This is a genomic window from Acinetobacter towneri DSM 14962 = CIP 107472, assembly GCF_000368785.1.
In the GTDB taxonomy this organism is placed as follows: Bacteria; Pseudomonadota; Gammaproteobacteria; order Pseudomonadales; family Moraxellaceae; genus Acinetobacter; species Acinetobacter towneri.
Genome location: NZ_KB849688.1, coordinates 31,426 through 50,267, shown reverse-complemented (window position 1 = coordinate 50,267; position 18,842 = coordinate 31,426). Strand labels below are relative to the sequence as shown.

Sequence of the window (18,842 nt, the reverse complement as noted above, 5' to 3'; positions counted from 1 at the left end):
AGCGGGAAATTCCCGCTTTTTTCATTTATGATGGTGGCTCAAATACAATGTAATTCAGGATGTTTACATTGAGGTCTGTGAGTAGTTACTTGATTAAAAACAAAAATATGATTTGGTCTGCAATTTTATGTTTGGTTGCAGTCGCTTTGACCCTGTTTATCTTAAACACAGTTTTGGGTCTGTTGGTCTATTATGTCGATTCAAGCCAATCCATCTATTGGCACAGTCTAAGCCCATACTGGATTACGGTCTTGGTGCTGATTATGACAGTATCCGTCATTTTGGAATTTTACGTTTTTCGCTCAGGTGGTCATTCTTTGGCAAAACAATTGGGTGCGCGTCGTTTAACCCAGTTCGAAAGTACCCCAGAAGAAAGTACCGCACTTAAACTGACCGAACAATTGGCCGATACCTTTCAAATCCCAGCGCCTACTGTATATGTATTGCCCGATGAAATTGGGGTAAATGCCCTCACTGCAGGCTTTAGTCATAAAGATATTGTGATTATTTTGACTTGGGGTGCTTTGCAAAACTTGGATGAGCAAGAGCTTTATGGACTACTCAGCCATGAGTTTAACCATATTTTAAGTGGTGAAACCATTGATAATACCAAGCTTAAAATCCTCTACAGTAGCCTAACCACGTTTAGTAAGTGGGGCAGTAGCATCGCCAAACTTGGCTTTGGACAACATCGTGATGCACCGCCACATAAGTTAGCGACTTTTTTTGTTGCTGTAGGTGGTGGTATCTGGTTGTTTGGTAGCTTGGGCGTGTTGATTACCCGCTTAATTAAATATATTAGTCTAAGCGGACGTACCTTTAAAAATGATTTAAAAACCAAACGTTTGATTCAAAATAATGCCAATATTCAAACTTTGCTGCGAATTTATGTGCATCATGCAGGGTCGCAAATTCATAGTGAATATTCAGAATCTATTTCCCACATGTGCTTTGCTAACTCGCTCAGTCCGCAAAGCTGGATGAACATTCATCCAAGTATTGAAGCCCGTATTTTTGAGCTTGATCCAACCTTGGTGCAAGACTTACAACTCGAAAATTTGAAGCGTTTACGCAATCAGCCTTTGTTTAGCCTATTTCGCTCGTTAGAAGAAATGAATGCTGAATATTATGCGCCGTGGAGCTCGCCGCAACCTTTGCCTTTGCTGCGCTTGTCGCCGATTAGCTTTGCAATTAATGATGCAATTAAGCCACTCAAGCCTGAAATTCGCAATAATATGCCGCGTCCAGAGCTAATTCAGCGTGCCTTACAAACGGCAACGGGTTCGCGTGAGGTGATTGTCGCTATTTTGATGATTCGCCAATATCGTGAATTTATTCCTGCTGAAGCAGAAGTGAGTCGTGCAATTGTAGATGCTTTATTACATTTGGATGGGCGAGTACATATCTCGATTTTCCATGAAGCGTGTAAAAATATTGGTGGTATGCCGCTGAGTATCGCACGGCAGTTTCTAACCAAATTGGCAAAAATCATTCAGGAAGATGGCGAGATTGGTTTGTTGGATGCCTTGCTGCTTGAACGTATTAAGTTTGAATTGAACTTGCTGCCTTTACATACACCTGCAGCGTTACACGAAGTTAAACCGCAAATTGTACGTTTAATCGATGCTTTATTGCATGTGCAGCAAATTAATAGTGTTAATCAGTTAGATGTACGTGAACGTATTTTAGAACGTGTTTTAACTGCAGATGAATTGATTGATTATGAAGAAATTTCAGATGAACCGATTGATTTATCAGAAATTTTAAATGATATGGCAGGTTTGCTGCTGCGTGATCGACTGATGGTGTTAGGCATTGCTGAAATTTGTTTGTGGAATGACCGTATTATCACCCAAGATGAATTGGATGTTTTGGAGTTGCTCTATTGGCGTTTAGGTTTTAAAACCGAAGAAATTGTCGAGCAAATGCAAAAACAAAACAGTTTGATGATTGTGTGACACTGATTGACTAGGTGTGTTTAAAGCAGATTTTGAAAAAATACGAATAGGTCAGATTGGGTGAAAGAAAGCACAGCATTGTGCAGCCTTTCTAGGTAGAATAGGTGCTATCTTGCATGTTGTTCTGTGATAAATACGTGCAGCGAAAAATTAGATAGGTGATGATAAACATGATGGGGCATCAGCGTGACATTTTAGCCAGTTTGGGAATCGATATTTGGGTTTCCAGAATGGCTGTGTCTCAAACTTTGCCACAATCATCGGTTTGGCGCGACCAAGCTGCACCTGAAATACACAGCGAAATTATTGTTCCTGCTGCAGTACCTCAACAATTAAAACAACAACAGCCGATTATTCACGAAAAGCCTAAGCAAGAACCATCTCCGCAACATACGACAGTTGAAGCGGCCGCGCCAGAAGTTGTTCCTGAAGCGCGTGTCATGCTGCAAATTGAAGCATTTAGTATTGAAGCTTTGCAGTTGCCACATTGTGTCATTTTGGTAGAAAGCACTACCTTGAGTCAGGAACAGCAACAATTGTGGCGTAATATTCAACATGCGCTACAGGCCGAATATCACGTATTGCAATGGCCTTTTGCTTTAGAAGTATTACAAGACGGCATCGGGGTAGAAAATTATGTGCAAGGTTTTGTTGATGTCTTGAGCACAGATAAAAACATGCTGATTTTAGGTCAATTACCACATTTTAAATCTGAACAATGTTTGCATTTAGCCAGCTTGCAAGAGATGTTAGATCAACCGCTGTTGAAAAAAAGTCTGTGGGATGCGATACAAATCACATCGTTACAGCCTAAAGCCTAAGTCAATTCAGATATTTAAAACTCTACATATACAAGCAATTGTAGACACGAAACAGGGATAATCATGCGTAAAAAAGTGGTAGTGTTTAGTCAAATTGATGCAGAAATTTTAAGTAAGCTAGAGCAAGATTATCAGGTGGTGCAGGTCAGCCCGAAGTTGGGTGACGTGAATCAACAGTTGCTTGAGCATGTGCAAGATGCGGATGGCATGATTGGTGCAGGGCGCTTGCTTAATCAAAGCAACTTGCATACTGCGACTAAACTCAAAGTGATTTCGAGTGTAAGTGTCGGTTACGACAACTATGATGTAGATTATTTAACCCAACAAAAGATTAGTCTTTGCCATACACCGCATGTCTTGACTGAAACCACAGCAGATTTAGCCTTTACCTTGCTAATGAGTGCCGCACGGCAAGTCCCGTATTTAGATCGATGGACCAAACAAGGGCAGTGGAAACGTACCGTAGGTGCAGCGCAGTTTGGACGGGATATTTATGGTAAAACTATCGGTATTGTAGGTTTGGGGCATATTGGTGCTGCTATCGCACGTCGAGCATTTCATGGTTTTAATATGAAGGTGGTGTACCACAATCGTCGTGAAAAAATGGAAGTGGCGCAGGCATTCAATGCGGAATATTTAAATCTGGATGAATTGCTGCAACAGTCTGATTTTGTGGTACTGGCAGTCGATTTAAATGCAGACTCTAAAGCCTTAATTGGTCAGCGTGAACTTGATTTAATGCCGTCTCATGCAATTTTGGTCAATATTTCGCGTGGTTCGGTCATTGATGAGCAGGCACTTATTCAGACCTTACAAGCAGGCAAAATTTTTGCCGCAGCTTTGGATGTCTATGACAAAGAACCACTGCAAGAATCACCATTATTTGAGTTAGATAATGTCGTGACTTTGCCGCACATTGGTTCAGCAACTGCAGCAACTCGTCGACAAATGGCAAACTTAGCCTATAAAAATTTAGTTGATGCGCTGGAAGGACGTCGCCCGCAATATGTTGTTAATCCTGCTTGTTATACGTCTTAAAGTTAAAGATGATTTGGTAAAAATTGATACACATCATTGCAAATGCGTTCATTTTTCAATGTTATAGTGAATCATTATGCAAAATATGTATTTGAGATCATCCATTGAAACATCTATTACTGATCTGCGGTTTGAGTTTTGCCAGTATTGCGACAACCCAAAGTGCCAATCTAACCACCACACCACAATTTAATGTGCCTGAAATAGGCAGTGGTGTGGGATTAATTGATCAGCAAAAAGAACGCAGTATTGGTGAAAAAGTCTATCGGGAAGTGCAGCGTAAAATGCCTGTCACGCAAAACCCGTGGCTGGAAGATCAATTAATCAATACGTTTTCGCATCTACTCAGCCAAACTCAATTGGGGCAACCCATTGGGCTACTCATTATCAATGATCCACAAATTAATGCTTTTGCTGTGCCGGGTGGTTTATTTGCGTTAAACACAGGTCTTATTAATTCTGCCCGTAATATGGATGAAGTTGCGGGCGTGATGGCGCATGAAATTGCGCATGTGTCGCAACGTCATTACAGTCGCTCTCAAGAGGCATTTAAAGGACAGGGTTTGTTGGCACTCGCTGGGGTTGTGGTTGGGGCATTGGTTGCCTCACAAGCCGATGGTGATGCAGGCGCAGCGGTGATGATGGGTTCTCAAGCCGCTTTAATGGATCAGCAATTGACTTATAGCCGTAATCAGGAACGTGAAGCAGACCGTATTGGCATGCAATATATGTATAGCGCAGGCTATAACCCACAAAGCATGGCAGACTTTTTTGAGGTGATGCACCGTACTACGAGTCGAGTGAGCTTCTTACCTGACTTTTGGTTTACCCATCCCTTAACCACAGAGCGGATGAGTGAGGCGCGTTTACGTGCCAATCAATTGCCACCAGTGCCAACCTCGCTGCGTGATGAAGACTTTGAGATTTTAAAGTTATATAGTTTGGTGGTTTCGCAGCAGGCGACAGAACAGCAGCTTAAAGCATTTGCAACCCGTAACCATTTTGCGGCGAATTTGGCTTTGGCTTATTTTTATAGCCAGCAAGGCGATTTTGTTTTGGCGCAACAAAGTATAGATCAGGCCAAAAGTCACAATCGTTTACATAATTTATTGATACTTATTCAAACTGACATTTATTTAGGGCAAAATAAAATTGATTTAGCGCTCAAAACAATTGGTTCACCTGCGCGAATTATGCCTGAAAATCGTGCGCTGAATTATAAATGGGCCGAGGTTTTGATTCGTCAAAATCAAACTACGCAAGCAGAAAGTATTTTGAAGGATTTCTTGCAAAAAAATCCACGTGATTTATCGGCATGGAATTTAATGCAGCAAGCGGCAAATATAGACCGAAGCTCTGCATTACGCACGGTAAATGTGTTACGGTATCGTGCAGAAGTACAGTATTGGTCAGGTTGGGAAGAAGAGGCAATTAAATCATTACTGCACGCGCAGCGTTTAGCCAAAGACAATCAGGCGATGTCGGCAAATATAAAAAACCGTGTGACTGAAATGCAAAGAGAACGACAGTTAAAAATATAAGTCGGGCGTACATACGGTGGCATAACAATAAAGAAAAGGAGTTTAAGAATGATTGAGGGACAATGTTTATGTGGTGCGGTGTATTACCGTTACCATGCCGAAATTGAAAAAACAATATTATGTTTTTGCCAGCATTGCCGTCGTGTGCAAGGCGGTATTATGGGATGGAATAGTCCAGTGGCACGCGAACATTTTGAAGTGGTGCGTGGCTTAAAATATCTAAAAGAATATTTTCATAGTCCCAATAAAGCACGGGTATTTTGTCAGGAGTGTGGCAGCCCGATTTATTCTTATCGGCTAGATTTACCCGATATTATTCGCTTACGCTTAGGGACAGTGACTCAAGGCAAAGTTCCCGAACCATGTGAGCAAGCATTTGCGCAATACAAACCCAACTTTTTGGCAATTGAGTCGTGTGAATAGTTATTCACCGAATATACAATGCTAAAATAGAACTTGAGTTGAAACGACCCTGACTTGAAAATGAAAAAATATATTTATTTATGCCTTACTTTGGGGATGACCTTGCAAAATGTCTATGCTGCGAGTGCAGAGCAGTATGTGTTGGCTGTTGAAGAAATTAATGCGCAATATAAACAAGATACCCGACAGTTTTTACGAGGCTTAAACCCACAACAGCAGGGTTTTAATCCGCAGCAACAGCAGCAGTTTTGCGGCATTGTTAGTCGTTATGTTGATCGTTTATATCAGGCAGCAGATGAAAACCGTGCCTATTTGGATCGTCGTTATCAGAATATTAATAAACAGGACGTGATTCAGCAGGTCAGCACATCTAAAGAAATGCAATTACTGAAAAAATATCAAGTGAACTGCGATTTAAAGTAAAAAGTTAAAGCAGAAGTGTCTAAGGGTGAATAGATAATCTATCTCATCCTAGGTTTAGCATTTTACTTAATAGCATTAGATAGAAAGATTAAAGCGGGCTTAATCTGACATTTAAATCAGTGTTCGGAGAAGCACAAATTTGGGGTGAGCTAATTAGCTTAATTTGGCTTTAATTTTGGCAGATACTTGAGCAGGATCGGCGCGCCCGGCTATGAGCGGACGCAGAGAGTTCATCACCTTACCCATATCTTTCATGCTAGTAGCTTGTTGCGCTTCAATGGTTTGCGCAATCATGGAATCAAGTTCTTCCTCAGTCATAGCTTCTGGTAGAAACTGAGATAACACCTCAATTTCGGCTTGTTCCTTACTAGCTAAATCTTCTCGGCCAGCGCCTTCAAAGGCTTTAACCGATTCTTTACGTTGTTTAATTTGCTTTTCAATGACCGCAAGAACCTGAGCATCGTCAAGCTCTTTGCGCTCATCGACTTCGATTTGCTTAATTGCCGCCTGTAGACTACGAATTACCGTTAACTTATCCATTTCTTTGGCGCGCATTGTCGCTTTCAAAACGACAGTAATTTGGTTTTTTAAAGTCGTCATCATTTAATCCAGACAGGCAATCACAAATTAATTAGTAAAGGCGAGTAGTACGTACTGATTCACGTGCCAATTTCTTTTGGTAGCGTTTAACAGCAGCAGCTTTTTTGCGCTTACGTTCTTGAGTTGGTTTTTCGTAGAATTCACGCTTACGTACGTCAGCTAAAACACCTGCTTTTTCGCAAGAACGTTTGAAACGACGGATAGCTACGTCTACTGGTTCGCCTTCTTTCAATTTAACTTGTGGCATGAAGAATCCTCATTAAGTTATGGATAAGATCTGGGCGAAATTGCCCACGATCACAAGTGAAGGTCAGTATTTTACTCATTTACATCTCATATCACAAGTCTATAATAGGTTTCGCAATAGAATTGATACAGGTTATAGGCAATTTAATGATCGTTTTAGGCTTAGAAACATCTTGTGATGAAACAGGACTTGCACTGTATGACAGCGAGTTAGGTTTGCGCGGGCAAGTACTGTATAGCCAAATTAAATTGCATGCAGAGTATGGTGGTGTGGTACCCGAACTGGCTTCACGTGACCATGTGCGCAAACTTATTCCTTTAATCAATCAATTGCTTGAGCAGAGCCAAGTCAAAAAATCTGAAATTGATGCAGTGGCTTATACCCGTGGGCCGGGGCTAATGGGCGCACTCATGACAGGCGCATTATTTGGACGAACTTTAGCTTTTGCCTTAAATAAACCTGCAATTGGGGTGCATCACATGGAAGGGCACATGCTTGCACCATTATTGTCTGCGACGCCGCCAGAATTTCCGTTTGTCGCTTTATTGGTTTCGGGTGGACATACACAGCTCATGGCAGCTTATGGCATTGGCCAATATGAATTGTTAGGCGAGTCGATTGATGATGCTGCAGGCGAGGCTTTTGACAAAGTTGCCAAAATGATGGGTTTACCGTATCCGGGTGGGCCAAATATCGCCAAACTAGCTGAACAAGGCGATGCCAAAGCTTTTGAATTTCCACGTCCAATGTTGCACCAAGGCTTAGAATTTTCATTTAGCGGTTTAAAAACTGCGGTTTCAGTACAAATGAAAAAGTTAGGTGATGAAAACCGTGATGCCGATATTGCGGCAAGTTTCCAAGAAGCGATTGTTGATACTTTGGTGAAAAAATCGGTAAAAGCTTTAAAACAAACAGGTTTAAAACGCTTGGTGATCGCGGGTGGGGTGAGTGCAAATACTCGGTTACGTGAGCGTTTAGAAGCAGATTTAGCTAAAATTCGTGCAACGGTTTATTATGCAGAACCTGCATTGTGCACCGACAATGGTGCAATGATTGCTTTTGCGGGCTATCAGCGTTTAAAAGCAGGGCAGCAAGATGGTTTATCGGTTACGACTACACCACGTTGGCCAATGACGGAGCTTACCAATCCAACTGCGGGTTAAGTTGTTCGTAGCATAAAATCAATCAGAGGCAATAATCTGCCTCTGACTTTATATGCTAAATTTTTACATTAATATTAGAAACGAATACTTAAGACTTAGCGAACTGCGTCCATTAAACCTTTGGTAAGATCTTTCATCATGCCTTGCATCACAGCATTCCCTGCATTTGTACAGTTTTCTAATTTTTTACCTTCTAGTGATTTACCTTGATTGGCCATTTCTTCGCACTTCTGCAAAACTTTTTTAGCTTCATCTAAGTTCTCGGCATAATACTCTTGCGTTTTCACTTGTGTACATGCTGTAAGCGTTGTAATTAAACTTACTGTAATTAACAAATTTTTAAATTTAAACATTATTTTTTAACCGTTGTTTGTTTTAAAGAGATTGCATCTTAAGCGAATAATGGGTTCATAAAATAATACAATGGACTAAAGTTGATCTTATTAAGTAAAATTAAATAATTGCAATATAAATATTTTTAATTTTTTTGAAGTTTTATAGTCATATTCTATCCCAAACTTTATTTCACGTATTGGTTTCAAATAGAACTGCTTTATTTTTTTTGTGCACTCATCCTACAATTTATAGAAATCCATAAAGTAGCTGACAGCAGTATTTAAATCTGTGAATCCTGTCCAATTGTTGTGTTTTCAACTTTAAACTATGATTTTTGGTAGATATTTAATATAAAACCAATTGAGATAAACATGCGATTTAAAAATACATTTTGCATTATTTGTGTGATGGGGATGATGGTATTGACCGCTTGCGAGGGCGCTGAGTCAATACAGCAAAATATAAATAGTACAGAAAATCAGCCGAGTTCAGTGACAGCCCAACAGGTCGAAGTACCGACTCGTTTGACTACTGCAGCAACTCATCCTTCGGCTATCACACCTGAAGCGACAGCACCGCAAGAAGTATATGTAGGAGAGCCGACTGTGGCAGAAATGCAGGCGCATGGCGAAGAATTTTATAAAGACACATTGGCACGGATTGCTGCAGAACAAGGTCAGTAGTCGCTCAGTCATTTAGCGCGTTTAAATAGAGTGGGTTGCTGACTATCTTCTATATGCAAACAACCCATTAAAATATTTAAAGTGCTTTAAGTTGCTGCGAGCCAATCCAGTGTTTAGAAAATTGATAGGCAGCACGCCCTGAACGCTGTCCACGTGCCTGACACCATCTTAATGCTTCTGCACGTACTTCGGCAGTCATTGGCATTTCGGCTTTGTGTAAATAATGCTCCACAATTTCTAAATATAGATTTTGATCCATTGGATAAAACGACAGCCATAGACCAAAGCGATCAGACAGTGAAATTTTCTCTTCAATTGCTTCTTGAGGATGCAACTCAGTATATTGCGGTACATCTACACGAGTGACAGGTGTATTTTCATGCATAAATTCAGGTAATAGATGACGTCTGTTACTGGTTGCATAAATAATAAAATTACTGGAACCTGATTGTAATGAACCATCTAAAACACTTTTTAAACTACGATAATTTTCATCTTCTGCGTTAAAAGCTAAATCATCACAGTAGACAATAAATTTTTCAGGACGATGCTGAATGATTTTTTGAATTTCTGGCAATTCAGACAAATCATCGCGTTCAATTTCAATTAAACGTAATCCTTGATTGGCATACTCGGTCAATAGGGCACGTACAATAGATGATTTTCCCGTACCGCGTGAGCCTGTAAGTAACACATCATTGGCAGGTAAGCCATTTAAAAACTGCAAGGTGTTTTGAATGACTTTTTCTTTTTGCTTTTCGATGCCTTTTAAATCATCTAAATCAATTTTTCTTGGTTGTTGAATCGCTATCAATTGTCGATCTTGCCATTTGAATGCGAGGGCGGAAAAGTCGGTTTCTTGTTTTAAAGCAGGTAAACTTTGCTGTAGTTGTTGGAGTACATGAGAAAGTGATAATAAGATGTTGTCGGGTAAATCTAGGTTTGCCATGATAATTCAGCTTAAAAAATGCAGATCAGATTGCTACACTTTAAGACTAGCGCAATTGACCTAGATTTGACAATCAAAGTGTGAATCGAGTCATTGACGCGTATTACAATTTTTTAGATATTGTTGTGTATAGTAGGCATAGGCAAGCGTAGTGCTGCGAATAAACCAACGGATTGAGGAATGCTATGTTATTTAAAGATTTCACCGAAGATGTTAATCCGCATCAAGCCTATCGCATAAAAAAACTCAAGCGCCAAATTCAAAATGCCGAATCGTATGAAGAATGGAAAAGTATTGCCATTCGTATAGATGAAGAAACTGGTGCGCAAGAATGGAAATATGACAACAGTTCGCCATATTTTGATGCGGAAATTATCTCGCATCGTTTAAATTTATTACGCCGTTATCGCACCACCGAACGCAGTCACGATTTAATTTATATTTTGCGTGAAGGTTTAACTTTTGACATAGCCAATATTGCCCATCCGATGTTGTTTACTGCAACCTATGTGGGTACTAAAAAAATTATTGAAGATTATGTGGATGAAGTCAGTAAAAGTTTGGCTTTTGTCGCTTCAGATGAATGTCAGGCTTTAACCAAAGTAGAAAAAATAGAGTTTTTTCAGCAATGCCAAACTGCATACGGACAACCTGCCTTGATGTTCTCTGGTGGGGCAACGCTAGGTTTGTTTCATACAGGTGTTTGTAAGGCCTTACTTGAACAGGATTTAATGCCTAAAGTGCTGTCGGGTTCGAGCGCGGGTGCAATAATGACTGCAATGCTAGGCATCGCAAAACCTGAAGAAGTACAGCATATTTTGGGTGGTGAGTCATTTTTCCACGAAGCATTTCAGTTTAGACAAATGCGCGAAATTCTTAAAGGCAATGGTGGAATTGCCGATGTGCATTATTTAAAAAAATTCCTGATCAAAAACTTGGGCGATACCACGTTTGAAGAAGCTTTTCAAAAATCAGGTTTGCATATTAATGTGGCGGTTGCGCCTTATGATGCATCGCAAGACTCACGCATTATGAACAGCTTCACTGCGCCAGATTTGTTGGTTTGGAGTGCGGTGTTGGCCTCGTGTGCTGTGCCAATTTTATTTCCACCAGTACGTTTAACCAACAAGCGTTATGATGGCAAACACACTCCATATATGGGTAAAACCCGTTGGGTGGATGGCAGTGTGCGTAGCGATTTCCCACAGGAAAAAATGGCACGTTTGTATAATATTAACTACACCATCGCCAGTCAGGTCAATCCGCATGTAGTGCCTTTTATGCAGGATGATATTAAGCGTTATCGTAAAGATATGCTGAGTTGGCCAGAACGGATTATTCGTCGTCAGGGCAAAGTCATTAGTCGTGGGGTAATGGATTTTGTACGTGAGCGCGCAGGAGCTGTACCGCCAGTGCGTCGTTTGCTAGATCATGGCTATGGTATTGTCGATCAACGCTATTATGGTGATGTGAATATTGTAGGAAGCTATAACCTGCGTCATTACAGCTATATGTTGCAAAACCCGAAACCACATTTATTTAAAATTTTACAGCGTGAAGGCGAGCGTGCGACTTGGCCGAAAATTTCATCAATTGAAACACATGCACGTGTCGGTAAAACTTTGCAACATTGCTTAGAGTTATTAAATGTACCACAAATAGAGGTATCCACCGAAGTCGCAGCAGAAATGCGCACTGGCGCAAGTGTTGTTTAATGTTTTAAATTTGGATGTTCAACAGTTAGATACTGCGCAGTTCGAGCTGCGCAGTAAAGCGCAAAGTTTGCAATATGGTCGGCATATCTATCGTTTTGAACATCAAGGGCAGTTTTATTGGCTGAAAGCCCAACAACAAGGTGTTCATGCGACAGTAGAGCAGGGTTTTGCACAAGAATGGAACTTTTATAAACAGTACGCGCAATCATCATATTTATCTTTTTTATTGCCATGTGAATTGATGGATGCTGCACCCATTCATATTCAGTCGCAGGGTAATTCACATGACATTTCATCGCATTATTCACAGGTCTATTCACGTGCTTTAATTTTACCTGAAGCGCAAGCTGTTTTTGTGATGGGTAATTTACCTGAATATACAGAAGCGATTAAACACATATTTTTGCGTGTCTTTGAAGCAGTGGAAGCATTACATCAATTAGGTTGGATTCATGCTGACTTAAAAGCTGAACATATTGTGCAGTTGGATGGGCAAATCAAACTGTTAGATTTTGAGCAAGTACAGCAAATTGCAGATATTCAATGTCAGGGGATGACTGCAACGCCACGTTATATGGCACCAGAATTATTTCACGGACAGCTCAAAACTGCACAAAGTGATATTTATGCTTTAGGCATTATTTTTTATGAATGGTTAACGCAACAACGCTTGCAGGCAAATAGTTACCACGATTGGGCGTATTTACATTGTCAAAGATTGCATATCCAACTTTCTACGCATCTACAAGCATTTTTACCACTGCTGAATCACATGTTGGCAAAGTCCTATTCGCAGCGTGCAACGAGTATTGCAGAGTTGAAATTATGGCTTAGTGGCTGAATATGCTTAAGAAAAAATCAAAAAATAGTTTTTTGTTTTTTATTTAAACAGTCATTGTGCTTTTTTATAAAAAAGGCTTGTCATCAGGAAGTGATCTCTATAATATACACAGCCATCGGGGACGTGGCGAAATTGGTAGACGCACTGGATTTAGGTTCCAGCGCCGCGAGGTGTGAGAGTTCGAGTCTCTCCGTCCCCACCACTTAAATATCAAGTCAGCTTGATTTTAAGTTACAGAGGATTGGTGTAATGGTAGCATGACGGTCTCCAAAACCGTTCGTCAAGGTTCGAATCCTTGATCCTCTGCCAAATTAAAATCCAACAACTCAGTTGGTACCCGATGCTGGGGACGTGGCGAAATTGGTAGACGCACTGGATTTAGGTTCCAGCGCCGCGAGGTGTGAGAGTTCGAGTCTCTCCGTCCCCACCATACATTAAAGAGCAAGGCAATGACCTTGCTTTTTTATTGCCTGTTATTTTAGCTTTAAATCATTGCATCTCTTTGACAAGGCTTAGATGTATTTTAAGATTTAAAGTTCAGTATAAAAAAAAGCCCATAAACAGGTTATGGGCAAGATCATCTTTAAGTGTTGATGAAATACGATTTGAATTTTTATTTTTGCATCCTATCAAGTTCAACCGTTATCGCATACTTATCTATATTGTATAAGTACTTATGCTTTTAAGTGATCTTCAAACTCCTCGCCTAATTTCATGGCCAAAGCGTTACCTGAAAGTTCACAGGTCACCAAACCGTACTCTTTTTGAAAACTAAAAGTAAAACCGTGTCCATCTGCTAAGTTTTTAACTGAATAACCTAACTTTTCTAACCAAATACGAAACGCAATTAAATTTTTTGCTTTCACAACCTTTTTCACGAGAGAACTCCTGTATATCCATTTATTTATTAATAGGGATATTGCGTGAATTTTTAAAGGGCAAAAATGTATTTCTGCAGATATTTTTAGAAAGCTTTGTGCAAAATAAATACGAAGTTCATTGTTTGGAAAGGATTATGAAAAATGATGAATTTTAATTAATTGATATTGAAGTAATTAATTTTTGAGTTGGTAGTTGATACAATACCTAAATTTTTGACCAAGATATGACTTGGAAATATTTTGTTAATTATTTGCATTTATCTTTGTGCTACTCATGTTAGTAATTAACGCTATCCAAAACGATAGGCGTTCTAAAAGTACTAACACGGGCAAAATAAGAAATTAGATTTTATACAGCAAGCCATTGCAGCAGCAGTAAATAAGTGGGGATTTGTTTATACTGGTGCCTGATTGAAATTTTAAATTTGAATAATATGACAGTGCCCAGTATTGAACAGCAAGTGATGAGTATGGTTGAAAATATGCGTGTACAGGGGCAAGAGGCTGTGGCCGTGATGCTCGGTCATGAAGACTGGCTGTTGTTTTCCTCACAATCCAAAGTGGCTTATACGCCTTTTGGCAGCGCACGCCGTTATCAGCCTGCATTGTCCAATTTGCTGTTGGTGCGGGTCGATGAAATGAATGCTGTGCGTGTGGTGACGCAAACTCAATTAGATGAGTTTGCTGCCAGTAATCAGATTTTATAATCCGAGAGAAATATCAGATGCTTTATGATCAAAGCATCAATTTAAAAGTTGTCTTTGAGTTCACGTAATTTCTGAAATTCTTCGACACTTTCGGCTCTTAAAAATGGATTGGTTTCCAGTTCTAGTTCGATGCTGCTTGGCAAAGTGGGTTTATTAAGCATGCGTAAACTTTCAATTTGTTGATAACGCTCTTGAATGGCAGCATTGTCGGGTTCTACATGCAGTGCAAATTGTGCATTCGCCAATGTATATTCATGGGTGCAATATACTCGGGTACGCGGAGGCAGCGCTGCCAAGCGGTTTAAAGATTGATACATTTGCAAATATGTACCTTCAAAAACACGCCCACAGCCCATCGCAAATAAAGTGTCGCCACAGAACAATACATCCAACGCATCTATAAAATACACAATATGCCCCAAAGTATGTCCCGGAACGGCAATAACATCGACCTGTAAATCATGAAAATTGATATGGTCTTGGTTTTGTAAAGGATGCGTGATAAACGGAATTTTGCTCAATTCTTCACGTGGCCCATAAACAGGTAAATTACGTTCTGCAATGAGTTCAGGCACACCGCCAATATGGTCTTGATGCCAATGCGTCAACCAAATTTGCGCGATCTCTAAACCATGATTTTGGCAAAAATCTTCAACAGGTTTGGCATCGGTAGGGTCAACCACCACCACTTGTTTGCTAGCACAATGTTCAAGCAACCAAATATAGTTTTGTGATGGTTTTTGCGCATCAATAAGATGGACTTGGTAGTGCATGCTCAATTCCTGAAACTTAATCGCTTGTGGCTATTACAGCATGCTTTTGCGGGCGTGTAAAAGTGTATCCCTAAGTGTCTGAGTATCGCTTTGCTGTGTTACTGCTTGGTGATGAACAATAGGTGAAAGATAAAATAGAAATAAAAATCAAATCCATAAAAAATGCCGTGATCAACACGGCATTTTAAAACAGAGATTCGGTTTGATCTTAGCGGATTTTTGCCAAGAAACGGCCTAAACGTGTCATTGCTTCACGTAATTCATTTTCTGCAGGCAAGAATACTACGCGGAAATGATCAGGCGTTGGCCAGTTAAAACCTGTACCTTGAACCAATAAAACTTTTTCTGCTTTGAGTAAATCGAGCATTAACTTTTCGTCATCTTCAATTGGATAGACGTTTGGATCAAGTTTCGGGAAGCAATACATTGCACCCTCAGGTTTGACACAAGACACGCCAGGAATGTCGTTCAGCATTTCCCATGCAATGTTACGTTGTTCGTATAAACGACCACCCGGACGAATCAAGTCATTGATAGACTGATAACCACCCAATGCTGTTTGAATCGCGTACTGCGCCTGATGGTTGGCACACAAGCGCATAGACGCCAACATGTCTAAACCTTCAATGTAGTCTGCAGCGCGTGATTTATCGCCTGTAATCGCCATCCAGCCTGAACGGAAGCCCGCAATGCGATACGATTTAGACAAGCCATTAAATGAGATACAGAGTTGATCACCCGCTAAAGCTGCAACCGCAACATGCTCAATGCCGTCATAAATAATTTTGTCGTAAATCTCATCGGCAAATAAAATTAAGTCATATTTTTTTGCCAATGCTACAATTTGTTCCAACACATGACGTGGATAAACCGCACCCGTTGGGTTATTCGGGTTAATAATGACAATACCGCGCGTATTTGGCGTGATTTTGCTTTCCATATCGGCAATGTCTGGATACCAAAAGTTTTCTTCATCACATTTGTAGTGAATAGCAGTACCGCCCGATAAATTCACTGCCGCAGTCCAAAGCGGGTAGTCAGGCATTGGTACCAGCATTTCATCGCCATCGTCCAACAAGCCTTGCATCGCCATAACAATCAGTTCAGACACGCCGTTGCCAATATACACATCATTGACATGCATATCGAAAATGCCTTTTTGCTGATAGTACTGACAAATCGCTTTACGCGCAGGGAAAATCCCTTTGGAGTCGGTATAACCAATCGCATTAGGCAAGTTCAATGCGACATCATTAATAATTTCCTGTGGCGCTTCAAAACCGAATGGGGCAGGGTTGCCAATATTCAGTTTAATAATTTTATGACCGGCCTCTTCCATTTCATTGGCCGCTCGTAACACAGGTCCGCGAATGTCGTAGCATACATGCTCAAGTTTTGATGATTTTTTTATTTCGCGCGGAGTCGTGTTACCTAGTACGGACATAGTTCCATCCAATGATTAGAAGATAAATAAATTATAGATTACTGAAATATCACAATCTATGCTGAAATTTAGCTAGATATTTTGCAAGGTCTAGCGTAAAAATGGAAGTACTGAAGCATGACACTGAATGTCAAAGATTTAAAGGAGTTAGTGATGGGAAAACTCAATAAAACAGACCGAGAATGGCAAAGAGAGTTATCACCAGAGGAATTTCGGATTACACGTCAAAAAGGCACGGAGCCTGCTTTTACGGGGAGATATTGGAATACTAAACAAGAGGGGATTTATACCTGTCGTTGTTGCGGTACAGCGCTATTCTCATCTGAAACAAAATATGACAGCGGTAGCGGTTGGCCAAGTTTCTATCGTCCAATCCAGCTTGGGGTGATTGAAGAACATCAGGATGGTTCGCACGGCATGCAGCGTACTGAGATTGTTTGTCATCATTGTGACGCACATTTAGGGCATGTTTTTGATGATGGTCCACAGCCAACAGGATTGCGCTATTGTGTCAATTCGGCTTCTTTAGAACTCAAAACACAAGAAAAAAATGATGAGGGAAATTATCCATGACCAGCATTTATCAGTTTGAAGCTGAGTTGTTAGATGGACAAAATAAAGCCTTTAGCGATTATGAAGGGAAGGTTTTGTTGATTGTAAATACAGCCAGCAAGTGTGGTTTTACGCCTCAATTTGCGGGTTTGGAAAAGTTATACCAACAATATAAAGACCAAGGTCTTGAAGTTTTGGGCTTTCCGTGCAATCAGTTTGGTGGGCAAGATCCAGGTTCCAATGAGCAAATTGGGAGCTTCTGCCAAAAAAACTATGGTGTCAGTTTTCCAATGTTTAGCAAAATTGATGTGAAAGGTCCTGAAGCACATGCGATTTTCCGTTACCTGACCAATAACAGTAAAGGTATTTTGGGCAACGGAATTAAATGGAATTTCACCAAGTTTTTAATTGGCAAAGATGGCAAGGTGTTGAACCGTTTTGCTCCGACCACAAAACCTGAAGATTTGCAGGCGGAAATTGAAAAGGCTTTACGATAAAGGCTTGCGCTTGTGCAAGTAAGATAATTAAGGCGATCAGATGATCGCCTTAAATTTAATTGAAATCATTAACTTATAAAATCGCTTTAAGACGTTGAATTACTTGTTCACATTGCGCCAAATCTGCAACCAAAGCTAAGCGAACATGGTTTTCACCCGGGTTACCTTGTGCGGTTTCACGAGATAAATACCGACCTGGCAGCACTTTAATATGGGCTTTTTCCATCAATATTTTGGCAAAATTTTCATCATGGTCGACTTTGAGCCAGTAATAAAAACCTGCATCTGGTTTTTTTAATGGCAGTAAATGCCCAAGTTCCGTTTGGAATAATTCAAACTTGGCGCGATATTGTTGACGATTATCTTCAACGTGCTGTTCATCATCCCAAGCTGCAATAGATGCCAATTGATGTTGTACAGGCATTGCCGCACCATGATAGGTACGATATTGCAAATAAGGTTTTAATAAGTTGGCATCGCCCGCAACAAAGCCTGAACGCATGCCGGGTAAGTTTGAGCGTTTAGACAAAGAATGGAATACGATGCAGTTTTTGTAGTCATCGCGTCCAAGTTCGGCACAGACTTCCAGTAAACCTGTAGGCGCTTGGTCAAACCATAATTCTGAATAACATTCATCAGATGCAATGACAAAATTATATTGATCTGACAGGGCAATCAGCTTTTTAAATTGTTCTTTTGAAAGGACAGCACCCGTTGGATTTCCCGGTGTACAGACAAATAATAAAGCAGTTTTTTCCCAGACTTTTGCAGGTACAGCATCAAAATCACCCAAGTAATTATTGTCTTCGGTGCAATTGATGAAATAGGGTTGAGCACCTGCCAATAAAGTTGCCCCTTCATAAATTTGATAAAACGGATTGGGCATCACTACATAAGGCGCATCTTCACGTCGAATCAAGGCTTGTACAAAGGAAAAAATCGCTTCACGTGTACCTGAAACGGGGAGAACTTGAGTGTCTGGGTTAACTTGTTTTAAATGAAAGCGTTGTGTCAGCCAATGGGCAATGCTGTGACGTAATTCAGGCAGACCTTTGCTGTTCGGATAAGTCGATAAATGCTGAAAATTATCAATAATGGCTTGTTTGACAAATTTAGGTGCAGGATGTTTAGGTTCACCAATAGACAGTGGAATTAACGGCAAATTTGCAGGTTGTACGTCCTGAAATAGTTTGTTTAGCTTTTCAAAAGGGTAAGGATGTAATAAGGACAAACTTGAGTTCATGGATGTT

At 40.3% G+C, this 18,842-nt stretch carries 21 protein-coding genes and 3 tRNA genes; 16 read left to right on the top strand and 8 right to left on the bottom strand.

Annotated features, from left to right (window positions below; translation table 11 throughout):
• Nucleotides 1-68: 68 nt before the first annotated feature.
• The 6 genes from F947_RS01775 (at nt 69) to F947_RS01750 (ending at nt 6,204) form a co-directional block, all read left to right on the top strand.
• Nucleotides 69-1,958 (top strand): M48 family metalloprotease, encoded by a 1,890-nt coding sequence (locus F947_RS01775; RefSeq protein ID WP_004971472.1) that lies wholly within the window; start codon nt 69-71, stop codon nt 1,956-1,958.
• A gap of 170 nt (nt 1,959-2,128) precedes the next feature.
• A complete protein-coding gene (locus tag F947_RS01770; protein ID WP_004971470.1) occupies nt 2,129-2,779 on the top strand; it encodes a hypothetical protein in 651 nt (216 codons plus the stop codon).
• 63 nt (nt 2,780-2,842) lie between these two features.
• Nucleotides 2,843-3,817: a 2-hydroxyacid dehydrogenase gene (locus F947_RS01765; protein ID WP_004971468.1), complete on the top strand. Its 975-nt coding sequence runs from the start codon at nt 2,843-2,845 to the stop codon at nt 3,815-3,817.
• A gap of 104 nt (nt 3,818-3,921) precedes the next feature.
• Nucleotides 3,922-5,358 (top strand): M48 family metalloprotease, encoded by a 1,437-nt coding sequence (locus F947_RS01760; protein WP_004971466.1) that lies wholly within the window; start codon nt 3,922-3,924, stop codon nt 5,356-5,358.
• A 48-nt stretch (nt 5,359-5,406) separates the two neighbouring features.
• On the top strand, nt 5,407-5,781 hold the full coding sequence (locus F947_RS01755; protein WP_004971464.1) for a GFA family protein: 375 nt from the start codon (nt 5,407-5,409) through the stop codon (nt 5,779-5,781).
• A 60-nt stretch (nt 5,782-5,841) separates the two neighbouring features.
• A complete protein-coding gene (locus F947_RS01750) occupies nt 5,842-6,204 on the top strand; it encodes a hypothetical protein (RefSeq protein WP_004971462.1) in 363 nt (120 codons plus the stop codon).
• A 153-nt stretch (nt 6,205-6,357) separates the two neighbouring features.
• Here the strand turns inward: F947_RS01750 and F947_RS01745 are convergent, their stop codons facing one another.
• Nucleotides 6,358-6,804, bottom strand: coding sequence for a GatB/YqeY domain-containing protein (locus tag F947_RS01745; protein WP_004971460.1), 447 nt, complete (start codon nt 6,802-6,804; stop codon nt 6,358-6,360).
• A gap of 31 nt (nt 6,805-6,835) precedes the next feature.
• Nucleotides 6,836-7,051: a 30S ribosomal protein S21 gene (gene rpsU / locus F947_RS01740; protein WP_001136722.1), complete on the bottom strand. Its 216-nt coding sequence runs from the start codon at nt 7,049-7,051 to the stop codon at nt 6,836-6,838.
• A gap of 146 nt (nt 7,052-7,197) precedes the next feature.
• Between rpsU and tsaD the strand changes: the two genes are divergently transcribed.
• Nucleotides 7,198-8,214: a tRNA (adenosine(37)-N6)-threonylcarbamoyltransferase complex transferase subunit TsaD gene (gene tsaD, locus F947_RS01735; protein WP_004971458.1), complete on the top strand. Its 1,017-nt coding sequence runs from the start codon at nt 7,198-7,200 to the stop codon at nt 8,212-8,214.
• A 95-nt stretch (nt 8,215-8,309) separates the two neighbouring features.
• Here tsaD and F947_RS01730 read toward each other — a convergent pair whose 3' ends face one another.
• Nucleotides 8,310-8,567, bottom strand: a complete 258-nt coding sequence (locus F947_RS01730; protein WP_004971457.1) for an EexN family lipoprotein — start codon at nt 8,565-8,567, stop codon at nt 8,310-8,312.
• A gap of 354 nt (nt 8,568-8,921) precedes the next feature.
• Between F947_RS01730 and F947_RS01725 the strand changes: the two genes are divergently transcribed.
• Entirely contained in the window at nt 8,922-9,233 is a 312-nt protein-coding gene (locus F947_RS01725) for a hypothetical protein (RefSeq protein ID WP_004971456.1), read from the top strand.
• Between the two features lie 76 nt (nt 9,234-9,309).
• Here the strand turns inward: F947_RS01725 and F947_RS01720 are convergent, their stop codons facing one another.
• Nucleotides 9,310-10,182 (bottom strand): ATP-binding protein, encoded by an 873-nt coding sequence (locus tag F947_RS01720; protein WP_004971455.1) that lies wholly within the window; start codon nt 10,180-10,182, stop codon nt 9,310-9,312.
• 185 nt (nt 10,183-10,367) lie between these two features.
• Between F947_RS01720 and F947_RS01715 the strand changes: the two genes are divergently transcribed.
• The 5 genes from F947_RS01715 to F947_RS01695 all read left to right on the top strand — a co-directional run bounded on the left by F947_RS01715 (nt 10,368) and on the right by F947_RS01695 (nt 13,168).
• Complete coding sequence (locus F947_RS01715; protein ID WP_004971454.1) at nt 10,368-11,897, top strand: DUF3336 domain-containing protein; 1,530 nt, start codon at nt 10,368-10,370, stop codon at nt 11,895-11,897.
• Entirely contained in the window at nt 11,887-12,738 is an 852-nt protein-coding gene (locus tag F947_RS01710) for a protein kinase domain-containing protein (RefSeq protein ID WP_004971453.1), read from the top strand. Before F947_RS01715 ends, F947_RS01710 begins: the two co-directional genes overlap by 11 nt.
• A gap of 117 nt (nt 12,739-12,855) precedes the next feature.
• Nucleotides 12,856-12,940: transfer RNA gene (locus tag F947_RS01705), tRNA-Leu, on the top strand.
• Between the two features lie 33 nt (nt 12,941-12,973).
• Nucleotides 12,974-13,047: transfer RNA gene (locus tag F947_RS01700), tRNA-Trp, on the top strand.
• A 36-nt stretch (nt 13,048-13,083) separates the two neighbouring features.
• Nucleotides 13,084-13,168 (top strand) — tRNA-Leu (locus tag F947_RS01695).
• 244 nt (nt 13,169-13,412) lie between these two features.
• Here F947_RS01695 and F947_RS01690 read toward each other — a convergent pair.
• The gene (locus F947_RS01690) at nt 13,413-13,616 is read right to left on the bottom strand and encodes a hypothetical protein (protein ID WP_004971452.1); all 204 of its coding nucleotides are present in this window, start codon (nt 13,614-13,616) and stop codon (nt 13,413-13,415) included.
• 437 nt (nt 13,617-14,053) lie between these two features.
• Between F947_RS01690 and F947_RS01685 the strand changes: the two genes are divergently transcribed.
• Nucleotides 14,054-14,326 (top strand): hypothetical protein, encoded by a 273-nt coding sequence (locus F947_RS01685; protein WP_004971451.1) that lies wholly within the window; start codon nt 14,054-14,056, stop codon nt 14,324-14,326.
• Nucleotides 14,327-14,367: 41 nt separating this feature from the next.
• On the opposite strand, the gene gloB is transcribed toward F947_RS01685, so the two are convergent.
• Both gloB and F947_RS01675 read right to left on the bottom strand, forming a co-directional pair.
• A complete protein-coding gene (gene gloB / locus F947_RS01680) occupies nt 14,368-15,099 on the bottom strand; it encodes a hydroxyacylglutathione hydrolase (protein WP_004971449.1) in 732 nt (243 codons plus the stop codon).
• Nucleotides 15,100-15,307: 208 nt separating this feature from the next.
• Entirely contained in the window at nt 15,308-16,543 is a 1,236-nt protein-coding gene (locus F947_RS01675) for a pyridoxal phosphate-dependent aminotransferase (protein ID WP_004971448.1), read from the bottom strand.
• Nucleotides 16,544-16,696: 153 nt separating this feature from the next.
• Between F947_RS01675 and msrB the strand changes: the two genes are divergently transcribed.
• Entirely contained in the window at nt 16,697-17,116 is a 420-nt protein-coding gene (msrB, locus tag F947_RS01670; protein ID WP_026438319.1) for a peptide-methionine (R)-S-oxide reductase MsrB, read from the top strand.
• On the top strand, nt 17,113-17,592 hold the full coding sequence (locus F947_RS01665; protein WP_004971446.1) for a glutathione peroxidase: 480 nt from the start codon (nt 17,113-17,115) through the stop codon (nt 17,590-17,592). Before msrB ends, F947_RS01665 begins: the two co-directional genes overlap by 4 nt.
• Before the next feature lie 73 nt (nt 17,593-17,665).
• Here F947_RS01665 and dapC read toward each other — a convergent pair whose 3' ends face one another.
• Nucleotides 17,666-18,835: a succinyldiaminopimelate transaminase gene (dapC, locus tag F947_RS01660; RefSeq protein WP_004971444.1), complete on the bottom strand. Its 1,170-nt coding sequence runs from the start codon at nt 18,833-18,835 to the stop codon at nt 17,666-17,668.
• Nucleotides 18,836-18,842 lie beyond the last annotated feature (7 nt).